This is a genomic window from Synechococcus sp. PCC 7336, from assembly GCF_000332275.1.
GTDB lineage: Bacteria > Cyanobacteriota > Cyanobacteriia > Thermostichales > PCC-7336 > PCC-7336.
Map to the genome: position 1 here is coordinate 3493946 of NZ_CM001776.1, position 16620 is coordinate 3510565.

Consider the following 16620-nt stretch of genomic DNA (forward strand, 5'->3'; position numbering starts at 1 on the left):
TTTCATCCCTGCATTTGCCGTCAGTTTGACGATCAGATTTAAAGTTGTGGAAAGCTTTTACTCTTGAATATAGAGCTCTCTTATGAATAAGAATAAACTCTCTAGTCTTTGCCCCGTATACATCTAGGGCTTGTCATCAGTTAGGACATGTGTCATGTAACCGCTCACCTTCCCCCCTTGAATGCAGCTTCCTAGATTAAGGCAGTCGCCATAAATCTCAGTGATTCTTGAACTCTGTATAGCCTGTTTAGGGCTCATACTTTGGCTATCAGACAACGGCTAGCGAGATGGCTCGACTGAGCAAAGCAGACCTGGAACAAATGGGAGAGGAGTATTTTCGTGCTCTCGACCCAGAGCGTTTAGTGGAAGTGGCCAAGAACCTGCACGGGCTAGCTGTCGAGCAGTTAGAAAAGCTTGAGGAAACCTCTCAGACGAGTTCGCGTCCGCCCTCGTCAGACAATCCCTATCACTCATCGAAGCGGCAAGAGGAATCTGCGGACGCTTGCCAGGATGGGCTCTGCGAGCAGACGCCCGAGCCAGCCCAGACGCCTGAGAGTGCCAGTGCCGGTAGTGCCGATAGCCCAGACTCTGGCAAAGAAGCGGGCAAGCGCAAAGCCGGCAAGCAACCTGGAGCCCAAGGGAAATGGCGCACTCAGCCGCTCAAAGCAGAGCGAACCATCGAGCATTATCCTCAGCAGTGCGCTGCTTGTAATGCCCAATTAGACAATGCTCAAGTGAACCCTGCTCCTTATATGGGCTACTACCAGTTCGAGCTGGTGAGCGAAGGCAGCGGGTTTAGGATTGAGTGCCAACTGCATCACTATTACGGTGCTACCTGTAGCTGTGGTCATCACACTCAAGCAGCTCCAGGCAAGGGGGACTGTTCAACCGTGACCGGTCGCCAAGTGCAGTTGCAATTGAAGGAGTATACGTTGGTGGGACCGATGCTGGGGAGCTTTCTCGCCAGTTTGTCGGTGCGCTATCGTCTGTCCAGAGCGAAGATTCAGGAATTTCTACAGGACTGGGCAGGCATCGAGTTAAGTGTTGGCAGCATTGACCGCAGTATCCGAGAAGCAGGTCTGGCTTGTCGACCGGTGGTGGAGGAGTTGAGTGAGCAGTTGCAGCCAGCGGATGTCCTCCATCTGGATGAGACTCCCTGGTACGAATGGGGACGGCTCTGTTGGCTGTGGGTTGCCACCAGCAGTACCATCGCAGTCTTCTTCATTGGCCGACGCACCAAACAGATGCTGTTGCACATCGTGACGACAGCGTTTGTGGGCTGGTTGGTCAGCGATGGTTATGGGGCCTACCGCTGGTACGAACATCGCCAGCGCTGCTTAGCCCATTTGATTCGTAAAGCGCTGGCCTTAGCCCAAGCTGTTGAGCGAGAGGCTAGACAATTGGCACAGTGGCTTTTAGAGGAGATGCGAGAGCTGATCCATGCTATGGCCACAGCGGCTAGTGACGACCCTGACGACCCTGGCGTTATCCGCTTACAAAAGGTCGCTCTGATCGCTACTGGCAGTGAGCATCCTAAGCTCAAGGCCTTAGCTCAGGAGATCCTCAATGATTGGGATGCGGTTGTAGCTTTTGTCTACAATCCACACTTACCCGTCACCAATCATCAAGCTGAGCGGGCTTTACGTCATGCTGTCATTGCCCGACGCATTGGCTATGGCACCCGCTCTGCCGAAGGGAGCCAGGCTTATGCAGCCCTACTCAGTGTGATGGAGACTTGTCGGCTCAGAGGTATCAATCCTTGGACTTATCTCGCTCAGGTGATTGCAGACAGACGCAAGGGCTTGGATGCACCACCCTTTCCTGATTCTCTAATACTGGCTAGCTAGCCACTCTTTTGAGGGGGGAAGGTGAACGGTTACAAGAGCTTGGAGTTAGAGCCATGTCAGATGATGAGTATCGACGTAAGGGCGAACTTGCAATGCGGCTCCGAAGAAACGGGGATTATGAAGCTGCATATCATTTATTTGTTGAGCTCATTTCAAGATTTCCGCAGAAATTTGGAATGCACTTAATGGCTGGTGATATGGCAGATAAAACAAACCGATTTGAGGAAAAAGAAAAGCATTTTAAAAATGCATCAAGGTTATATCCAACACATGAGTTTGCATCTGTATTATACTTTCATGCACTTTTGGACAATGGAAGAAAATCCGATGCCATCTTAGAAATGAAGCGCTTCTACTCAGTTGGAAAACCAAATGAATACAGACAATTAATTAAAGACCTCAAAGAAGGAGCAATAAAATCAGAGTCATCAAAAAAATTCCTTTTACAAATAGAAGATGCCTTAAATACTACTTAAAATAATAGGGGCTAATCGGTTCTGACTATGCTATTTTTGACTCAAAGTACCACCAACAAAGTAGAGCTCTAGTTTTGAAGTTTTCAAAGTTTCTAAAGCCATAGCCTAATCTCTTAATCAGTTTAAGCTTGTTGTTGATTCTTTCAACTATACCGCTGCTTGTTTTCTGGTCAAAGTAACCACAGATCTCTCCACACCATCTCACAATTGTCCCATAGCTTTCAGGAAAATATCCCTTTGATTTCTGGCTCTACCGGACTTGGTATGCTAGTTCCGACCTGATAATCCCTCAAAGCCTTATTAGCTAAGGGTTTGTTGGCAAAACACCCTTTTCTGGAGACAAAATCGCATATAAGCCTTACTGAGTAAGGGGTTTGGTCAGTTACAAGCTTCCATCAGCATAACAGGTACCGAAGAACCTAATTTGATTTCTCTAGGCGATCGCAATAACAATCGGACTGAGTTTCGATATGACGAACTCGATCGCCTTATCGAGCAAATCGATGCCGATAGCAATAGCGCTCTATTTGAATATGACAAGCTTGGCAATCTAGTACGTCAAACCAACCGGCGCGGATTCAGCTTCGAGCTCGAATACGATGCTCGCAACCGGCTTGTTAGGACAACCGATGCACTGAACGGTCAAATTTCCTATGCTTACGACGGAGCGAGTAACTTACTCTCAGAAACTGATGAATTAGACCGAACCACCCAGTTTCGTTACGATGCGCTCAATCGCCAAGTTGAAATCCTCGATCCCCTGCTGCAGTCTACTCAATTTAGATACGACCTTGTTGGGAATTTAGTCGGAGTTGATGGCGAGTTAAATCGTACTGTTGAGTACGCTTACGACGAACTCAATCGCCTGACCACCATTACCAATGCCTTGGACGATGCCATTGCTTATGGCTATGACAGCAACGGCAATCTGACCTCCATCACGGACGAACTCGCTCGCACTATTACTTTCACTTACGATGCTCGGAATTTCCAAACCAGTGTTATCGATCCTTTCGAAAACAGCATCACCACTGCCTATGACAGCATCGGTAATGCCGTATCCGTTACCGATGCACTGGGCGACACCACTGTCTCCACCTACGACGAACTCAACCGGCTACTGAGCACCACTGATGCTAATGGAGATGAGGCAACTTACACCTATGATGCCGAGGGCAATTTAACCTCTCTGCTCGACCCCGCTGGCAACCTAACCACCTATCAATACGATCGCCTCAATCGCTTGGTGTTGGAAACCAATCAATTGGGGGATAGCCGTAGCTTCGATTATGACGAAGTCGGCAACTTGGTGGGTCGCACCGATCGCAACAACCGCCGCACGGTCTATATCTACGATCCACTCAACCGACTGACGAACGAACAGTTCTTGGGGGATAGTGGGGCGATCGAGCGCAGTTTCACTTACACCTACGATGCGGCCAGCCAATTGCGCGCTGCTGGCGACGCTCTCTACACCTATAGCTACGATTACGATCTAGCCGGGCGGCTCACTTCGGTCTCGAATGTCGGCTCGGTGGGTGCTCCCGAAGTGACGTTGGACTATACCTACGATCGCCAGAACAACCTCACTTCTGTGACCGACACCATCAACGGAGTGGAAGCAGGAATAGAAATCTTCGAGTACGATCTGCTCGATCGAGTCACGCGCATCACTCAATCGGGTACAGGAGTGTCAGAAAAGGCTGTTACCTTTGCTTACGATGCAGCTAGTCAACTGACGCAGTTGGACAGCTTTAGCGACTTAGCCCAAACTCAGTTGGTCGCTAGCTCTCTCTACAGCTACGATCTCGCTGGCAGGCTGGAGCAGATCTCGCAATCGAATGATGGAGGTGCGATCGCCGAGTATCGCTATCAGTACGATGCTGCCAATCGGATTACCCAACTGGTATCCCCCGATGGAGTGAGCAACTTCACCTACGATGCTCGCGACCAGTTGACCTCGGCAGAGCACGGCTTTCAGACAGATGAGGCTTACAGCTACGATGCCAATGGCAATCGCACGAATGTTGGCTATCTCACGGGACCTAACAATCAACTCCTGGAAGACGAGCAATATCGATACGACTACGACGGCGAAGGCAATCGCATTCGTCAGACGGAGAAAGTGACTGGCGAAGTCACCGAATATGACTGGGACCATCGCAATCAATTGAGAGCGGTTGCTACCCGCGATAGCAATGGCAACACCATTCTCTCGGCGGAATATGATTACGATGTCTTCGGTCGTCGCATTCTCAGAACGGTTGACTCAGATGGGGATGGAGCCCTAGCCGCAGAAACGGAGCGGTTTGTTTATGATGGCGAGCATATCGCTTTGGTGTTTGATGGCGAAGGCAATCTGACTTATCGCTATTTGCACGGTCTGTCGATCGATCGAGTATTGGCTCAGGAAGATTCAGAAGGCACAGTCCTGTTTTCTTTGACCGACCATCTCGGGACCGTGCGGGATCTGTTGGCTGCCGATGGAAATGTTGTCAACCACCTCAGCTACGGCAGTTTTGGCAATATTACCGGACAGACCAATCCCAATATTGAATTCCGCTTTGCTTACACAGGTCGTGAGTTCGATGGGGAAACCGGGCTGTATTATTATCGAGCTCGCTATTACGATCCCTCTGCTGGGCAGTTCATCAGTCAAGATCCACTAAGTTTCGGTGCTGGAGATGCCAACCTTTATCGATACGTCTTCAATTCCCCTCTTGCTTTCACCGATCCCTCCGGCCAGATTATTGTGACGGCGTTAGTGACCGCCATAGTCGTGAGTATTGCTACCGAATTGATATTGCCAGATGCCATTCCAGATGGAACTGACGTGCAGCAAAGTCGAGATCTCGAGCGTGCTGCGCTTGAAGCTACTATTGAGACTGGGGCTGCGCTATTTACAGGAAATGTTGCTCCTCTAGGAGAAACATTATTCAGTGCGACAGTTGAAGCATTGACAAGAGAGAGTAGCGAACAGCTAGCCTTTGCTGTTGTCCAAGGAAGTGCCCGAGAAGCATTGGAGAATGCCGCAGAGAGCGCTGCGCGATCTGGAGCTGACACAATACTTAATCCCCGAAATCTCACTGCCGCAGATAATGTTGGGAGAGCGGCCTTAGAGCGTTTTCAAGCCATTAACCCTAGTGCTCCTTTCCTTTCAAGCGTAGATAATGTAAATCCCTCTACCCCAGTGGGAAGGCGAGGAGGAGACCCAACAAGAGGAGGACCTATCCAAGTACCTCCTCCAGCTAACACAAGAACGACGATAGGAAACCGTGAGTTTAGTGGTCATACACTTGACCGTATGCAAGAACAAGGTCTTGTTCCTTCAGTTGTTGAAGACGCGATTCAGAATGGACAAAGATCTGCTGGTCGGGATGGGACCGATCTTTTCTTCAGTCCTGAAAATAATGTCACTGTTGTCGTAGATAATGCAACAGGTTCTGTCATTACTGCTGACTTTGGGAATTTTGTGAGGTGACTGAATCATGAATCAATACGACCAGCGTCAATATATTCTGATGAGGCAATGTTTAGAGGGTTTTGAGTCTGGTAATGTCAAGATAAATGTCTTGATCAACTCTCTTCGAGGCTTGATTGATGTATTGGAAGAACCAGAAAAGGAATGGAAGACTTCATTCAGTCGAGCCTGGTGGGTTCTGGAAGAAATTTATTCTATTACTTCAGCCCGAGGAGAAACTCATTTTTCAGAAGCAAACCAGAAAGAAATATGGCAAGCCGTAGATCAAATGAAGAATATGCTTAACGCAGTTATCATAGGGTCCAAGTAGTGAAATTGCTGGTAGTGGACTTGATATTTCTAATGGTTTGTTAGACAACGATCTATTAGATGCAATAGATCGACTAGGGATTAAGGTAAGCGCAAGAAAAATTTTGCTTACGATGCTACCAGTCAACTGACGCAGTTGGACAGTTTTAGCGATTTAGCTCAAACTCAGTTGGTCGCCAGTTCTACCTGTCCGTTCGAACATTTTTCCTGGTGTAACGGGATTTTATTTCCTACAGATAAGCACTACATGTAGCGTGTCGAAAAACTGATATCCATCGACCGCATTAAAACAGGCATAGATCATACTGCTGGTATTTTGTCAACTAATTGCAAAGGCCCTGAAACACTGATTCCACCGTGGATAATTCGGGGACTCGATCCAAAATGCTCGAACGGTGAGTTCTACCTATACCTACGATCTCGCGGGCAGGCTGGAGCAGATCTCGCAATCGAATGATGGAGGTGCGATCGCCGAGTATCGGTATCGCTATCAGTACGATGCGGCCAATCGCATTACTGAGTTAGTTTCAATCGATGGGGTCAGCAGCTTCAGCTATGACGAGCGCAGTCAGCTCATCTCGGCAGAGCATAGCTTCCAGACTGATGAGGTTTACACCTATGACGCCAATGGCAATCGCACCAATGACGGCTCTCGCTCAGGCCCTGACAATCGATTGCTCGAAGACGAGCAATTCCTCTACGACTACGATGACGAGGGCAACCGCATTCGCCAGACGGACAGAGCGACTGGAGAGGTCACCGAATACGAGTTCGACCATCGCAATCAATTGAGAGCAGTAGTCACCCGCGATAGCAATGGCAACACCATTCTCTCGGCGGAATATGATTACGATGTCTTCGGTCGTCGCATTCTCAGAACGGTTGACTCAGATGGGGACGGAGCTTTAGCCGCGCAAACGGAGCGGTTTGTTTATGATGGCGAGCATATCGCTTTGGTGTTTGATGGCGAGGGCAATCTGGCTTACCGCTATTTGCACGGTCCGGCGATCGATCGAGTATTGGCTCAGGAAGATGCCGAAGGCACAGTACTGTTTGCTCTGACCGACCATCTGGGGAGTGTTCGAGACCTTGTTGATGCGGAGGGAAATGTCGTTAACCACCTCACCTACGACAGTTTTGGCAACATTACCAGTCAAAGCAATCCTGAGGTTGAGTTCCGCTTTAGCTATGCAGGCCGCGAGTTTGATGACGAAACCGGCTTGTTCTATAACCGGGCTCGCTACCTCGACCCCTCAACCGGACAGTTCATCAGTCAAGATCCATTAGGTTTCGGTGCTGGCGATACCAATCTCTATCGATATGTCGCCAATTCTCCACTCAACTTTACCGATCCGTCAGGTAACGCGTTTGCGCCAGCTCTAGCACTACCCATTGTGAGTGTGGTCGCTCAAGCAGCATTAACTACTGCAGCTGCAGCTGCAGTGATTGCGACGGCTCCGGTTTCGCTGCCCGTTATTGTCGGCGGTACTGTTGGAGCGGCTGTGGTGGGAGGAGCGATTGGGGTTGCACTAGACCAGCAAGCCCGACAAGCAAGCAGTCAGATAACACTTAATGCTAGGTTGGCGATCGATCTCACTCCAGATGTTGGCGATGCCAATACTCCGAGCCAATTGCCTCTTATTCCTGTAGATATACCTGGTCTTGAGGGCATACAGCTTGGAGAATTAGTAAATCAAGTCCTTGGAGGAGACTCCATCCAAGATTTGCAAGATGTAGTCGACTCTATTCTTGGCCCAACCGACCTCGGTGCGGCAGACGAACTTATTGCTCAAGCTCACATCCTTTTATCAGAAGACACAAATAATTCAGCAGGTGGTGTTATCAATCGACGCCAAGAAGTCGCAGACTTATTTGACTCATCTAATCCTCGAAGTGGAATAGAGATAGGAGATAGAACGTTACTTCCCAAGCCAAATAGTAGAAATACACCGATTTTTCAAGGTGCTTCTGAGGCTGAAGTCAAGCAGGTTTTTGCTGAACTATCTGGTGTAGATCGGCTGCCACCTCCCAGAGTCATACCAGGCAGAGGTGAAGTTATCTCTATAAGTACACCTGATGGTACATTTACCTTGCGAAACTTCTCTAACTCGGCATCAGAGACAGGCCAAGCATTTACGATCGATCTACCAAGAGGAGTCGGAAGAAGAGGGACTGCTGAAATAAAGTTCTTGAGATAATTTTTGGATACGTAATAATGATTAAAATAGATGGCTTAAATGATATCATATCGACCTCATTTGGCATGTGGATTACAGCCTTATTTGGAAACATTCCGGCTTACAATCCAGGCATAAGTTTTGGCGACCAAAAAGAAGTGTTCTTTTATATTTTAAAGAAGCTACTTGACGAGAAGAAAATATATTTTGAAGATCCAAAGTCAAAATTTGGGAGTCGAATTATTTGGGATGAAGATACAAGTACGATTATCCAATACTTGCTAGATCGTTGGCCAAAAAGTGCTAAAGATGAAAATGACGTAGACTTAAATACTTACTTTTATGAAATCCCTGTAATACTCTGGGTGGGTGATAACGGCAGGCTATATTCTTCATAAAAGTAGCTGGGTGGGTACCACCCACGGCATCATCTGGGGGTAGGGAGCAGTGTAGGGTGGCTCCTGTCCACGGAATTGGAGCTCAGACTCATGTCCGTCCCCGAGGCTGATACTGTAATGAAGTCGCTTTGCTCCGCCTGTTCCGCATCGCCGGTGATCAAGCGCACGGTCGTGCAACGGCAATGCTAGTCCCCCCACCCGCGCTAATCGCGCCTCCCAATTCGCGCCAAGCCGCCCCCGCGCAACCCCGCTAATGCCCAACAGTGCCATCAACGAAGCGGGGGCAACGCACCCACCCACCCGCCGTAGCTGCTTGGCGCGGGGATAAAACCATCAGGTGCAAAATAACGCCAACTTCGGCACCCTAATCACGCCCAACTTCGGGGTCTTGTCCGCTTTTGGTGATGCAGAGAAGGTATAGGAGAATACCAGGTGCAAACCCTCACTCTGCCAAGCCCGTGGAACTTTTACAGCATCTCCTGCCCAGCCAAACGGATGTGAGCTTGAACAGTTGGAGTATCGATCCGGCCAACCAACAGCTCGTTGTTAACCTCTGCTCGACTCAAACGGTGGCCTGTTGCCCGCTGTGTCATCGCTCCACCGATCGCATCCATAGCCACTATGAGAGAACGTTGAGGGATCTGCCATTAGTTCAATTCACGCTGACGATATTGCTCCAAGTCTGTAAGTTCTTCTGCCTCAACGAGCGTTGCCCTCGGCGTATCTTTACGGAGCGTCTGCCCGAGGTTGTCGCGCCTTGGGCCAGACGCACGACTCGCTACACGGCTCAACTGGAAGCGATGGGCTTAGCCCTCGGTGGTTCGGCAGCAGCCCGCTTGAGCCATCAGCTCGGATACGGATACAGCCCGCACACCATCTTGCGAGCCATCTCCAAATTGCCCCTACCAGTCATGGCCACGCCAAAGATATGGGGGGGGGGATTAATTTCGCCGTTTCGCACGGGTCATCATTACGGAACGATCCTGGGTCGAACTGGGAGACCACCCAACCGATCGCACTAACTCCCCGACCGGGCGGCTGGGACCTTAGCAGCCTGGTTGAAAGAGCATCCTGGGCGGTGAAGATTTTCTCGAGAGATCGCTCCAAAGCCTACAGGCGAGGCATGAGCGATGGAGCACCCGATGCCATCCAGGTAGCCGATCGCTTTCATCTGTTGCAGAATCTCGAAGAGGCTTTAGAGAAAGTCTTTAAGGGACAAACCCAGTCGCTCGAACAGGTTGAGCAGCAACAGATTCAAGCCCAACAGCCAACCGAAGCACCGACCCCCGAAGCTGCTCCGGATAGATATCGAACCCAAAGGGAAGTCAATCGGGCCATACGACTGGAGAAGTGGGAACAAACCCATGCTCTACGCAAGCAAGGCTATGCCATTAAAGACATTGCCCATCACCTCGGCATTGGCGAGCGAACGGTGTATACCTACCTGGCCGCGTCAACGTTTCCGGAATGGCAATATCCTGTGGGGCGGCGGAGAAACCCCAGTTGTTTGGATCCATACAAGGCTTACCTGTCAGAGCAATGGCAGCAAGGGCGCCAACAAACTAAACAGTTGTTTGGCGAGATCCAACAGCAAGGGTACCCGGGCAGCTATATGACCGTCGCCCGTTACACTCGGCAGTTGCGTTGCTCTCTGCCCTCCATCAAGCCCAGCCGAGAATCCCTCAATGACTTACCGGGTCGGGGACCAGCGCCATCACCCGCCACACCAGTGTCAGAGCCTTTGAGTGCCAAGCGGGCGGCTTGGCTGCTGTTGACACGGCCTGAAAACCTTACGCCTGAGGAGAAAACCCTGCTGGAAAAACTGGGCCAGCAGCCAAAGTTATCGGGGGCGATCGCTCTGGCTCAGGGGTTCATCAAACTGGTGCGCGAGCGACTGCCTGGGGAATTCGACGATTGGCTGGAGACAGCTGTGAGCAGCTCAATCAAGGCATTACGGAGTTTTGCCAAGGGTCTTCAAGAAGATTACGATGCGGTGAAAGCAGCTCTCACACTCGAGGTGAGCAATGGGCCAGTGGAGGGTCAAAACAACCGACTAAAAATGCTGAAACGGCAGATGTTTGGAAGGGCTGGGCTCGAGCTATTGGCCAAGCGCCTCATCCTAATCAGTTGATTCTTATACGAAATAAGCGCCTCATTTAGGACAGATTTAACGATCACCAAAAGCGGACAAGACCCCGAAGTTGGCGTTATTTTGCACTTGGCAGATTCTGTTGCCCGCCATTACGATTGTGAGCTGTTTTCTGCACTAGGTGCTCAAGCTCCGCCGAGGGTGCCGCCGTCTACCCCAGTTGTTCGCGCAACTCAACCAGCGACTGTGGCACATCTATCACGCCTCCACTAAAGCCCAGTTTTCTCAACGGCTGCGGCGCTTTTATGAGTGGAGTAAGACCCAGCCCAACCTTGAGGCTCTACAACAACTGCGCATCCGCCGCTTCTGGCAGCAGGGAGACCGCTTTGCCTTGGCCTACGACTGGCCAGGTGCCTATCGCACTAGTGCTCATCTTGACCGCTTAATGAATTATCAAGACCGACTGTTGTTTGCCATGCAGTATTTTCATGGCACGCAGGACTCGGCAAAACTCTACCTGCGCTCAATGGCTCTACTGTGGAACTTCCATCCCTATGGCACCCGCACCCGAGACCGTTGTCCACAGCGCCATTCTCCTTTTGCCGAGCTCAATGGCTTCTGCTATCACGACAACTGGTTGCGCAACTTGCTGCTGGCCTCCTCCATGAATGGACGTAGACAGCCTCACACTGACTGACCACAAAATCCGTTAGAACCAGTTCTATTCGTTCTCCCTTTGGACCCCACACGTAACCACAAACATCTCCCCAGAGAAGATGACACTCGTCAATCAAATACACCACAAGCTTTCCAGACTCTATGTCTTCTCGATTGGACTCCAGCAATTCACAGATCTCTTGATGTTTCTTCTTGACTGCTTCATCATCTCTTTTTGGATTCTTTTTTTGCGACTTCTTCCAACTGATGCCTGCTTCTTTAAAAAGCTCGTAGTAGCTTTGCTTTGACTTGAAACAGACATTATAATTATCTTCAATATGATTTTCTAATTCTGGCAAGCTCCAAGAATTCTGAGTTTTGATCCACTCAATAATTTCTTCACGTTCTTCTGGATTGAGATATCCTACAGAACCTTGATAACCCAGCCTTAATGCTTCAATACCTCCCAGAGCAAAATTTACTTTCCACTTGCTGATAAAGGGAAGCGATACCTCTAGTATCGCCTGAATCTGAGCTCGGCTCATACCCTCAATCAGCATCCGAACAGCCAAAGCCCTTTTGAGCTCTCGAGAGTCAGGATTGCTTTCAATAAACTCTCTTAGTTCCTTTAATGCATCTACTTCAGCCTTCTCTATATTGCCTGTCTGACTACTTTTAGACATTTCATACACCTCTCAAGATATCTAACTTGATTATAACATCTTGAAAAATCACAACTGATTTAGGGCTGCTATATCCCTCTTCTGTCATATTGGGATAAGCTCGATAAATTGATAGATAACTTTTTTAGGATTGAGCTACTTGAAAAAAGAATGCTACTCGCCTGTAATAGCTGTTCTGTAAGGATTTGAGGATTTCATCTCTGCATTTGCCTTCAGTTTGACGATCGGATTTAAAGTTGTGGAAAGCTTTTACTCTTGAATATAGAGCTCTCTTATGAATAAGAATAAACCCTCTAGTCTTTGCCCCGTATGCACCTGGGGCTTATATTTATATTTTCTCCACACCATCTGTATCAATGCTCCGGACAGAATTAGGCTGCTATAGCCCCGTAGCCAAGCAGGTTCTGGTAGCTGGGGTGGGATTTAATTGAACTTGGCTCCAACTCAAACATGGAAATAAATAAGTCCAACAGATGCTCGTTAAGGGCAAGCCGTTTGTAAGCTCGACTTTATCCAGCAACGAGCAGTAAGTGACAGGTAGTCCTCTTGGGTATGAGCACTGCTGCAGAGCTAAGCTGGTATCTCTGTCAAAGCCTTCTTGTTGATGTTGAATCTGCCAACGGAACTAGCCAGCTTGCTGCTGCCATTTGCCAACTTGTTTTCAACCAGCGTCTGGAATTCAGCCCAAGTGCTAGTTGTCGGAGCCATCCTCGCCCCCGGCAAGCGGACCGTAAGCGCAATACTGCGAGTCATGGGGTTGGGCCAGCAGCGGCAGTTTCAGAATTACCACCGCGTCCTCAATCGCGCCCAATGGTCTAGCTTGGCGGTTAGCCAGGTTCTGTTACATCTGCTGTTGGCCTTCTTTCATCCAGTGGGCCCGCTGGTCTTTGGCTTGGACGATACGCTCGAGCGACACAGAGGAGCCTAAATCAAGGCCAAAGGCATCTATCGAGATCCGGTGCGCTCCAGCCGCAGTCATTTTGTCAAAGCCAGTGGCCTGCGTTGGTTGAGCTTGATGCTACTGGCTGAGATTCCCTGGGCAGAGCGGGTTTGGGCTTTACCGGTGTTAACGGCATTAGCTCCGTCCGAGCGCTACAACCACAGCCGCAATTGTCGACACAAGACTCTGACTGACTGGGGCAGGCAGGTAGTCGTTCGAGTTCGACGCTGGCTACCCTCTCGTGAGATGGTCGTTACCTGCGATAGCAGCTTTGCTGCTTTGGATTTCCTGGATGCTTTGCGCCGATTGCCCCAACCAGTCCATGTGATTACTCGCTTACGGCTGGATGCTGCTTTGTATGAACCCGCTCCTGTTCGCCAACCAGGGCAGATGGGTCGTCCCCGACGTAAGGGTCGAAGACTGCCCACTCTCGCACAAGTCTTGAGCAGTGCCGATACTCAATGGTTCAGGGCAAGTATCTCCCCTTGGTATGGTGGAGACACCCGTGAGGTTGACATGGCTACGGGGACTGCGGTCTGGTATCACGTCGGCAAGCCAGTGGTGCCGATTCGATGGGTCTTGCTGCGGGACCCTCAAGGTCAGTTTGAGCCTCAAGCTTTGCTCTTTACAAATTTGGATTACTCGCCAGAACAAATTGTGCGGTGGTTCGTACGCCGCTGGCAAGTAGAAGTCACGTTCGAGCAAGTGCGGGCTCACTTGGGCGTCGAGACGCAGAGGCAATGGTCGGATTTAGCGATCGCTCGCACAACTCCGGCATTGTTTGGCTTGTTCTCCTTCGTCACTCTAATGGCCGATCAATTGCAACGGCAATCTCGCTTCAAGATCCGACAGGCAGCATGGTATTCCAAGTCTTTGCCCACCTTTGCAGATGCGATCGCTTGGGTCCGCTCTGAGCTTTGGGTTTCGACTTTTTCCATGTCTCATGATTCACCTGAGATGGTAAAAGTTCCACGCTCCTTGCTGAACCGTATGACTGACGTGCTCACCTATGCGGCCTAGATGGATAAAGTCGAGCTCAGGACTATCTTTGAATGAAATAACCCTGCCTCAGGGCCTATGGTTAGGTTTGATGGCCAACTTGCGGTAGCTAGACCAATTAGGGCGATCGCAGGTTAGCACTCCCAATTTTGCCCACAAAATTTAAGGACAGTAGAAACCTAACGGTCGTACTCAGGGGCGCGGAAGTAACCTAGAATTCAAACGAATGACGTATAAATTAAGCGTTCCTTGCAACACAGTGTTAGCCTGTCCTATACTTAAACAAAATGTAAGCGTCCTCACTGTCTTATGGACTATCGTGACATAATCACCATTGAGCCGGATAAGCGTGGCGGAAAACCCTGTATTCGCCGGATGCGGATCACGGTCTACGATGTGTTGGGCTGGTTAGCTGCTGGAATGTCCTTCGCTGAGATTACTGACGATTTCCCAGAGTTGACGGAAACAGACATAAGAGCATGTCTAGAGTTTGCAGCCGATCGCGATCATCGCCTAGTTACTTCAGTGAGTGCAACTTGAAGTTACTGTTTGACCAGAACTTGAGCCGAAAGTTGGTAAGCCGTTTGGATGATATTTTCCCTGGATCTAGCCACGTACAATTTCATAGGCTAGCGGAGAAGACAGATACGGAGATCTGGGAGTTTTCGAAGCAAAATGATTTCTGTATTGTGACCCAAGATGCAGACTTTGCAGAAAGAAGCCGATTGTATGGTTCTCCACCTAAGGTGGTGTGGCTACGGTGTGGCAATACATCAACCAGTCAAGTTGAAGCTTTAATACGGGGTAGCAAGGAAGCAACGCAAGCACTTTTGAATGATGCTGATTTACACTGTCTAGAATTGCACTAGAACCGATCGCAATAAAACAATGCTAATACGCAAAAAAGATTAAGAATAATCGCACCTAAACCCAATCTAGTCAGAAACTTATAGTTTTAATGAGCACTTTTCAGTTCTTCTCACTAACGTCGTCAAATACTATATTTCCCCCCTACCCCCCCCCCACTAGTGGGAGATTTAGGGGGCCGAGTGCAATACCTAAAAACTCCAGATCTCCATATAGATTAGATTTATATCAAAAGCTTTAAATCAGAACACAAAGGCTGAAAATGAAGCAACCAAAAGACTAAAGGCGAAGCAAAAATATGAGTGGAGAAACTAAGGCCAACGGTCTTGAGGTTGGCGGTGCTAGATCAACTCTCAACGAAGAGTAATAATTTTGCTAAGCATCCGCTGCGGTGAAGGGTTAGGTTTGATGGCTCACTTGCAATAGCCAAACCAATTAAGGCGATCGCAGGCTAGCACCTCCCAATTTCACCCACAAAACTTAAGGACAACAGAGACCTAACGCCCAAGATCAGCGGCAGCAAATAACCTATGCATCACCACCAGGATCTTCTGACTGTCCGCTCCAACGAAGTGTTCGACCGCTGTCGCCTCCATCTTCCACTCCTCCAAACAAAGGTTTATCTCTATTATTCAGCCATTCGAGAATGCGATCAGGACAGCGCAGCATAGGTTGATTTTCTTCCAATAACTTTAGTTCTTGAGCTGTCAAAGTTCGGGCTACTATCATGGATTTACCATCAGAACTTGTAGTTTTTACCATCAATAATGAACCGACTTGAATACATGCATCTGGTACTTCTTTCAGCACATTTACAAGGGAGGAAACAGCATCTGCTTGATGTTCATTTGCCTCAGCTTGTGGCTTATCTAAATAATTTGTCTGGATCGCTCGTTCTATTTTTTTAAGTCTCTTCTGTACATGTTTCTGCGAAACAGCGTCTTGAGTTCGATAAAATATTTGCTTCCACCATGATCCCTGCTCACTTGGGAATTCACCAGTTTTTTCAAAGCCAATTAATCCAGACATCTCATCAAGAGCGATGAGCAAATTACTTAGCTCATCAGAACTTGGTACAGGATCAGAAACGTAAATTCGTACAGGTATATACCGTTTTATATCAATACTAGCAATATCAGCTCCTGTAGTCAAAAGCCATAAATAAGATTGAATTTCAGCTTTAGAAAGCTCTAATTGATTATTTCTATTTAAGTTCTCGGAATCTAATCTTGTCTGTGCTTGTTGAATCGATTCCAATTGTCTATTTACACCATCCAACCGATGAAATACTGAATCTTCTAATTCTCTACGGAAACGCTGAACTGTAAATTCTGCTACTTCCTGTGCTTCGTCTCTTAATGCCCTTCTTGAGTAAAGATCTTTCCTGCCTCTAGGATCTTCTCTCAAAATCAGATCCTCAAAGTCACCACTCTGAATTAGATCTTCAAGTAGAATATCTAATTCTTTTTCTCCTGTGTGTATATCTAGCATTTGAGGTAATCGCCTTTCCAGAAATCTGTCCAGAAGCATTGCATATCTCCGCTCACTGGTATTTGCCAGTCTAGATAAGACAAGAGCAATCGCTAGAAGATTGCTGTCATCACTTCTCGAAACCATGCAATTATCTCCAGATTTCAAAAAATATACGCATGTCTACTCGACAATTAAAGCAGTCGAACGCCTGGCTTCACCGGCAC

12 protein-coding genes and 3 pseudogenes are annotated in these 16620 nt (G+C 48.6%); 12 read left to right on the plus strand and 3 right to left on the minus strand.

What is annotated here, in order from left to right; all coding sequences use genetic code 11:
• Positions 1 to 287 precede the first annotated feature (287 nt).
• Both SYN7336_RS16760 and SYN7336_RS16765 read left to right on the plus strand, forming a co-directional pair.
• Positions 288 to 1847, plus strand: a complete 1560-nt coding sequence (locus SYN7336_RS16760) for an IS66 family transposase (protein WP_017327097.1) — start codon at positions 288 to 290, stop codon at positions 1845 to 1847.
• Between the two features lie 53 nt (positions 1848 to 1900).
• Positions 1901 to 2323 carry a M48 family metallopeptidase gene (locus SYN7336_RS16765; protein ID WP_017327098.1) on the plus strand — a complete coding sequence of 141 codons (423 nt, stop codon included), beginning with the start codon at positions 1901 to 1903 and terminating at the stop codon, positions 2321 to 2323.
• A 25-nt stretch (positions 2324 to 2348) separates the two neighbouring features.
• Here the strand turns inward: SYN7336_RS16765 and SYN7336_RS29095 are convergent.
• Positions 2349 to 2555: pseudogene (locus tag SYN7336_RS29095) on the minus strand (transposase); the annotation flags it as partial.
• A gap of 192 nt (positions 2556 to 2747) precedes the next feature.
• On the opposite strand from SYN7336_RS29095, the gene SYN7336_RS26360 reads away from it, so the two are divergent.
• The 7 genes from SYN7336_RS26360 (at position 2748) to SYN7336_RS30035 (ending at position 11474) form a co-directional block, all read left to right on the plus strand.
• Entirely contained in the window at positions 2748 to 5804 is a 3057-nt protein-coding gene (locus tag SYN7336_RS26360; RefSeq protein ID WP_017327099.1) for an RHS repeat-associated core domain-containing protein, read from the plus strand.
• 7 nt (positions 5805 to 5811) lie between these two features.
• Positions 5812 to 6114 carry a hypothetical protein gene (locus SYN7336_RS16775; protein ID WP_017327100.1) on the plus strand — a complete coding sequence of 101 codons (303 nt, stop codon included), beginning with the start codon at positions 5812 to 5814 and terminating at the stop codon, positions 6112 to 6114.
• A gap of 394 nt (positions 6115 to 6508) precedes the next feature.
• Positions 6509 to 8311, plus strand: coding sequence for an RHS repeat domain-containing protein (locus tag SYN7336_RS16780; RefSeq protein WP_017327101.1), 1803 nt, complete (start codon positions 6509 to 6511; stop codon positions 8309 to 8311).
• Positions 8312 to 8328: 17 nt separating this feature from the next.
• Entirely contained in the window at positions 8329 to 8688 is a 360-nt protein-coding gene (locus tag SYN7336_RS16785; RefSeq protein WP_017327102.1) for a hypothetical protein, read from the plus strand.
• 458 nt (positions 8689 to 9146) lie between these two features.
• Positions 9147 to 9710 (plus strand): transposase family protein, encoded by a 564-nt coding sequence (locus SYN7336_RS32730; protein WP_255346679.1) that lies wholly within the window; start codon positions 9147 to 9149, stop codon positions 9708 to 9710.
• Positions 9617 to 10819 (plus strand): ISL3 family transposase, encoded by a 1203-nt coding sequence (locus SYN7336_RS26365; protein WP_255346680.1) that lies wholly within the window; start codon positions 9617 to 9619, stop codon positions 10817 to 10819. Before SYN7336_RS32730 ends, SYN7336_RS26365 begins: the two co-directional genes overlap by 94 nt.
• A 139-nt stretch (positions 10820 to 10958) precedes the next feature.
• Positions 10959 to 11474 carry a hypothetical protein gene (locus SYN7336_RS30035; protein ID WP_202951115.1) on the plus strand — a complete coding sequence of 172 codons (516 nt, stop codon included), beginning with the start codon at positions 10959 to 10961 and terminating at the stop codon, positions 11472 to 11474.
• Between the two features lie 19 nt (positions 11475 to 11493).
• On the opposite strand, the pseudogene SYN7336_RS26370 reads toward SYN7336_RS30035, so the two are convergent.
• A pseudogene (locus SYN7336_RS26370) lies at positions 11494 to 12117 on the minus strand (transposase); the annotation flags it as partial.
• 604 nt (positions 12118 to 12721) lie between these two features.
• On the opposite strand from SYN7336_RS26370, the pseudogene SYN7336_RS26375 reads away from it, so the two are divergent.
• The 3 genes and pseudogenes from SYN7336_RS26375 (at position 12722) to SYN7336_RS33070 (ending at position 14925) form a co-directional block, all read left to right on the plus strand.
• Positions 12722 to 14077: pseudogene (locus SYN7336_RS26375) on the plus strand (transposase).
• 288 nt (positions 14078 to 14365) lie between these two features.
• Positions 14366 to 14596, plus strand: coding sequence for a DUF433 domain-containing protein (locus tag SYN7336_RS16805; RefSeq protein WP_026101090.1), 231 nt, complete (start codon positions 14366 to 14368; stop codon positions 14594 to 14596).
• Positions 14536 to 14925 carry a DUF5615 family PIN-like protein gene (locus tag SYN7336_RS33070; RefSeq protein ID WP_227498528.1) on the plus strand — a complete coding sequence of 130 codons (390 nt, stop codon included), beginning with the start codon at positions 14536 to 14538 and terminating at the stop codon, positions 14923 to 14925. The genes SYN7336_RS16805 and SYN7336_RS33070 overlap by 61 nt, the downstream gene beginning before the upstream one ends.
• 526 nt (positions 14926 to 15451) lie before the next feature.
• Here the strand turns inward: SYN7336_RS33070 and SYN7336_RS16815 are convergent.
• Entirely contained in the window at positions 15452 to 16540 is a 1089-nt protein-coding gene (locus tag SYN7336_RS16815; protein WP_038026057.1) for a hypothetical protein, read from the minus strand.
• Positions 16541 to 16620: the final 80 nt, after the last annotated feature.

What these genes read in the sequence shown, in the direction of transcription:
- SYN7336_RS16760 (WP_017327097.1), top strand. Translation starts at nt 288, where the DNA reads ATGGCTCGACTGAGCAAAGCAGACCTGGAACAAATGGGAGAGGAGTAT.
- SYN7336_RS16765 (WP_017327098.1), top strand. Translation starts at nt 1,901, where the DNA reads ATGTCAGATGATGAGTATCGACGTAAGGGCGAACTTGCAATGCGGCTC.
- SYN7336_RS16775 (WP_017327100.1), top strand. Translation starts at nt 5,812, where the DNA reads ATGAATCAATACGACCAGCGTCAATATATTCTGATGAGGCAATGTTTA.
- SYN7336_RS16785 (WP_017327102.1), top strand. Translation starts at nt 8,329, where the DNA reads ATGATTAAAATAGATGGCTTAAATGATATCATATCGACCTCATTTGGC.
- SYN7336_RS26365 (WP_255346680.1), top strand. Translation starts at nt 9,617, where the DNA reads ATGGGGGGGGGGATTAATTTCGCCGTTTCGCACGGGTCATCATTACGG.
- SYN7336_RS16805 (WP_026101090.1), top strand. Translation starts at nt 14,366, where the DNA reads ATGGACTATCGTGACATAATCACCATTGAGCCGGATAAGCGTGGCGGA.
- SYN7336_RS33070 (WP_227498528.1), top strand. Translation starts at nt 14,536, where the DNA reads ATGTCTAGAGTTTGCAGCCGATCGCGATCATCGCCTAGTTACTTCAGT.
- SYN7336_RS16815 (WP_038026057.1), bottom strand. Translation starts at nt 16,540, where the DNA reads ATGGTTTCGAGAAGTGATGACAGCAATCTTCTAGCGATTGCTCTTGTC.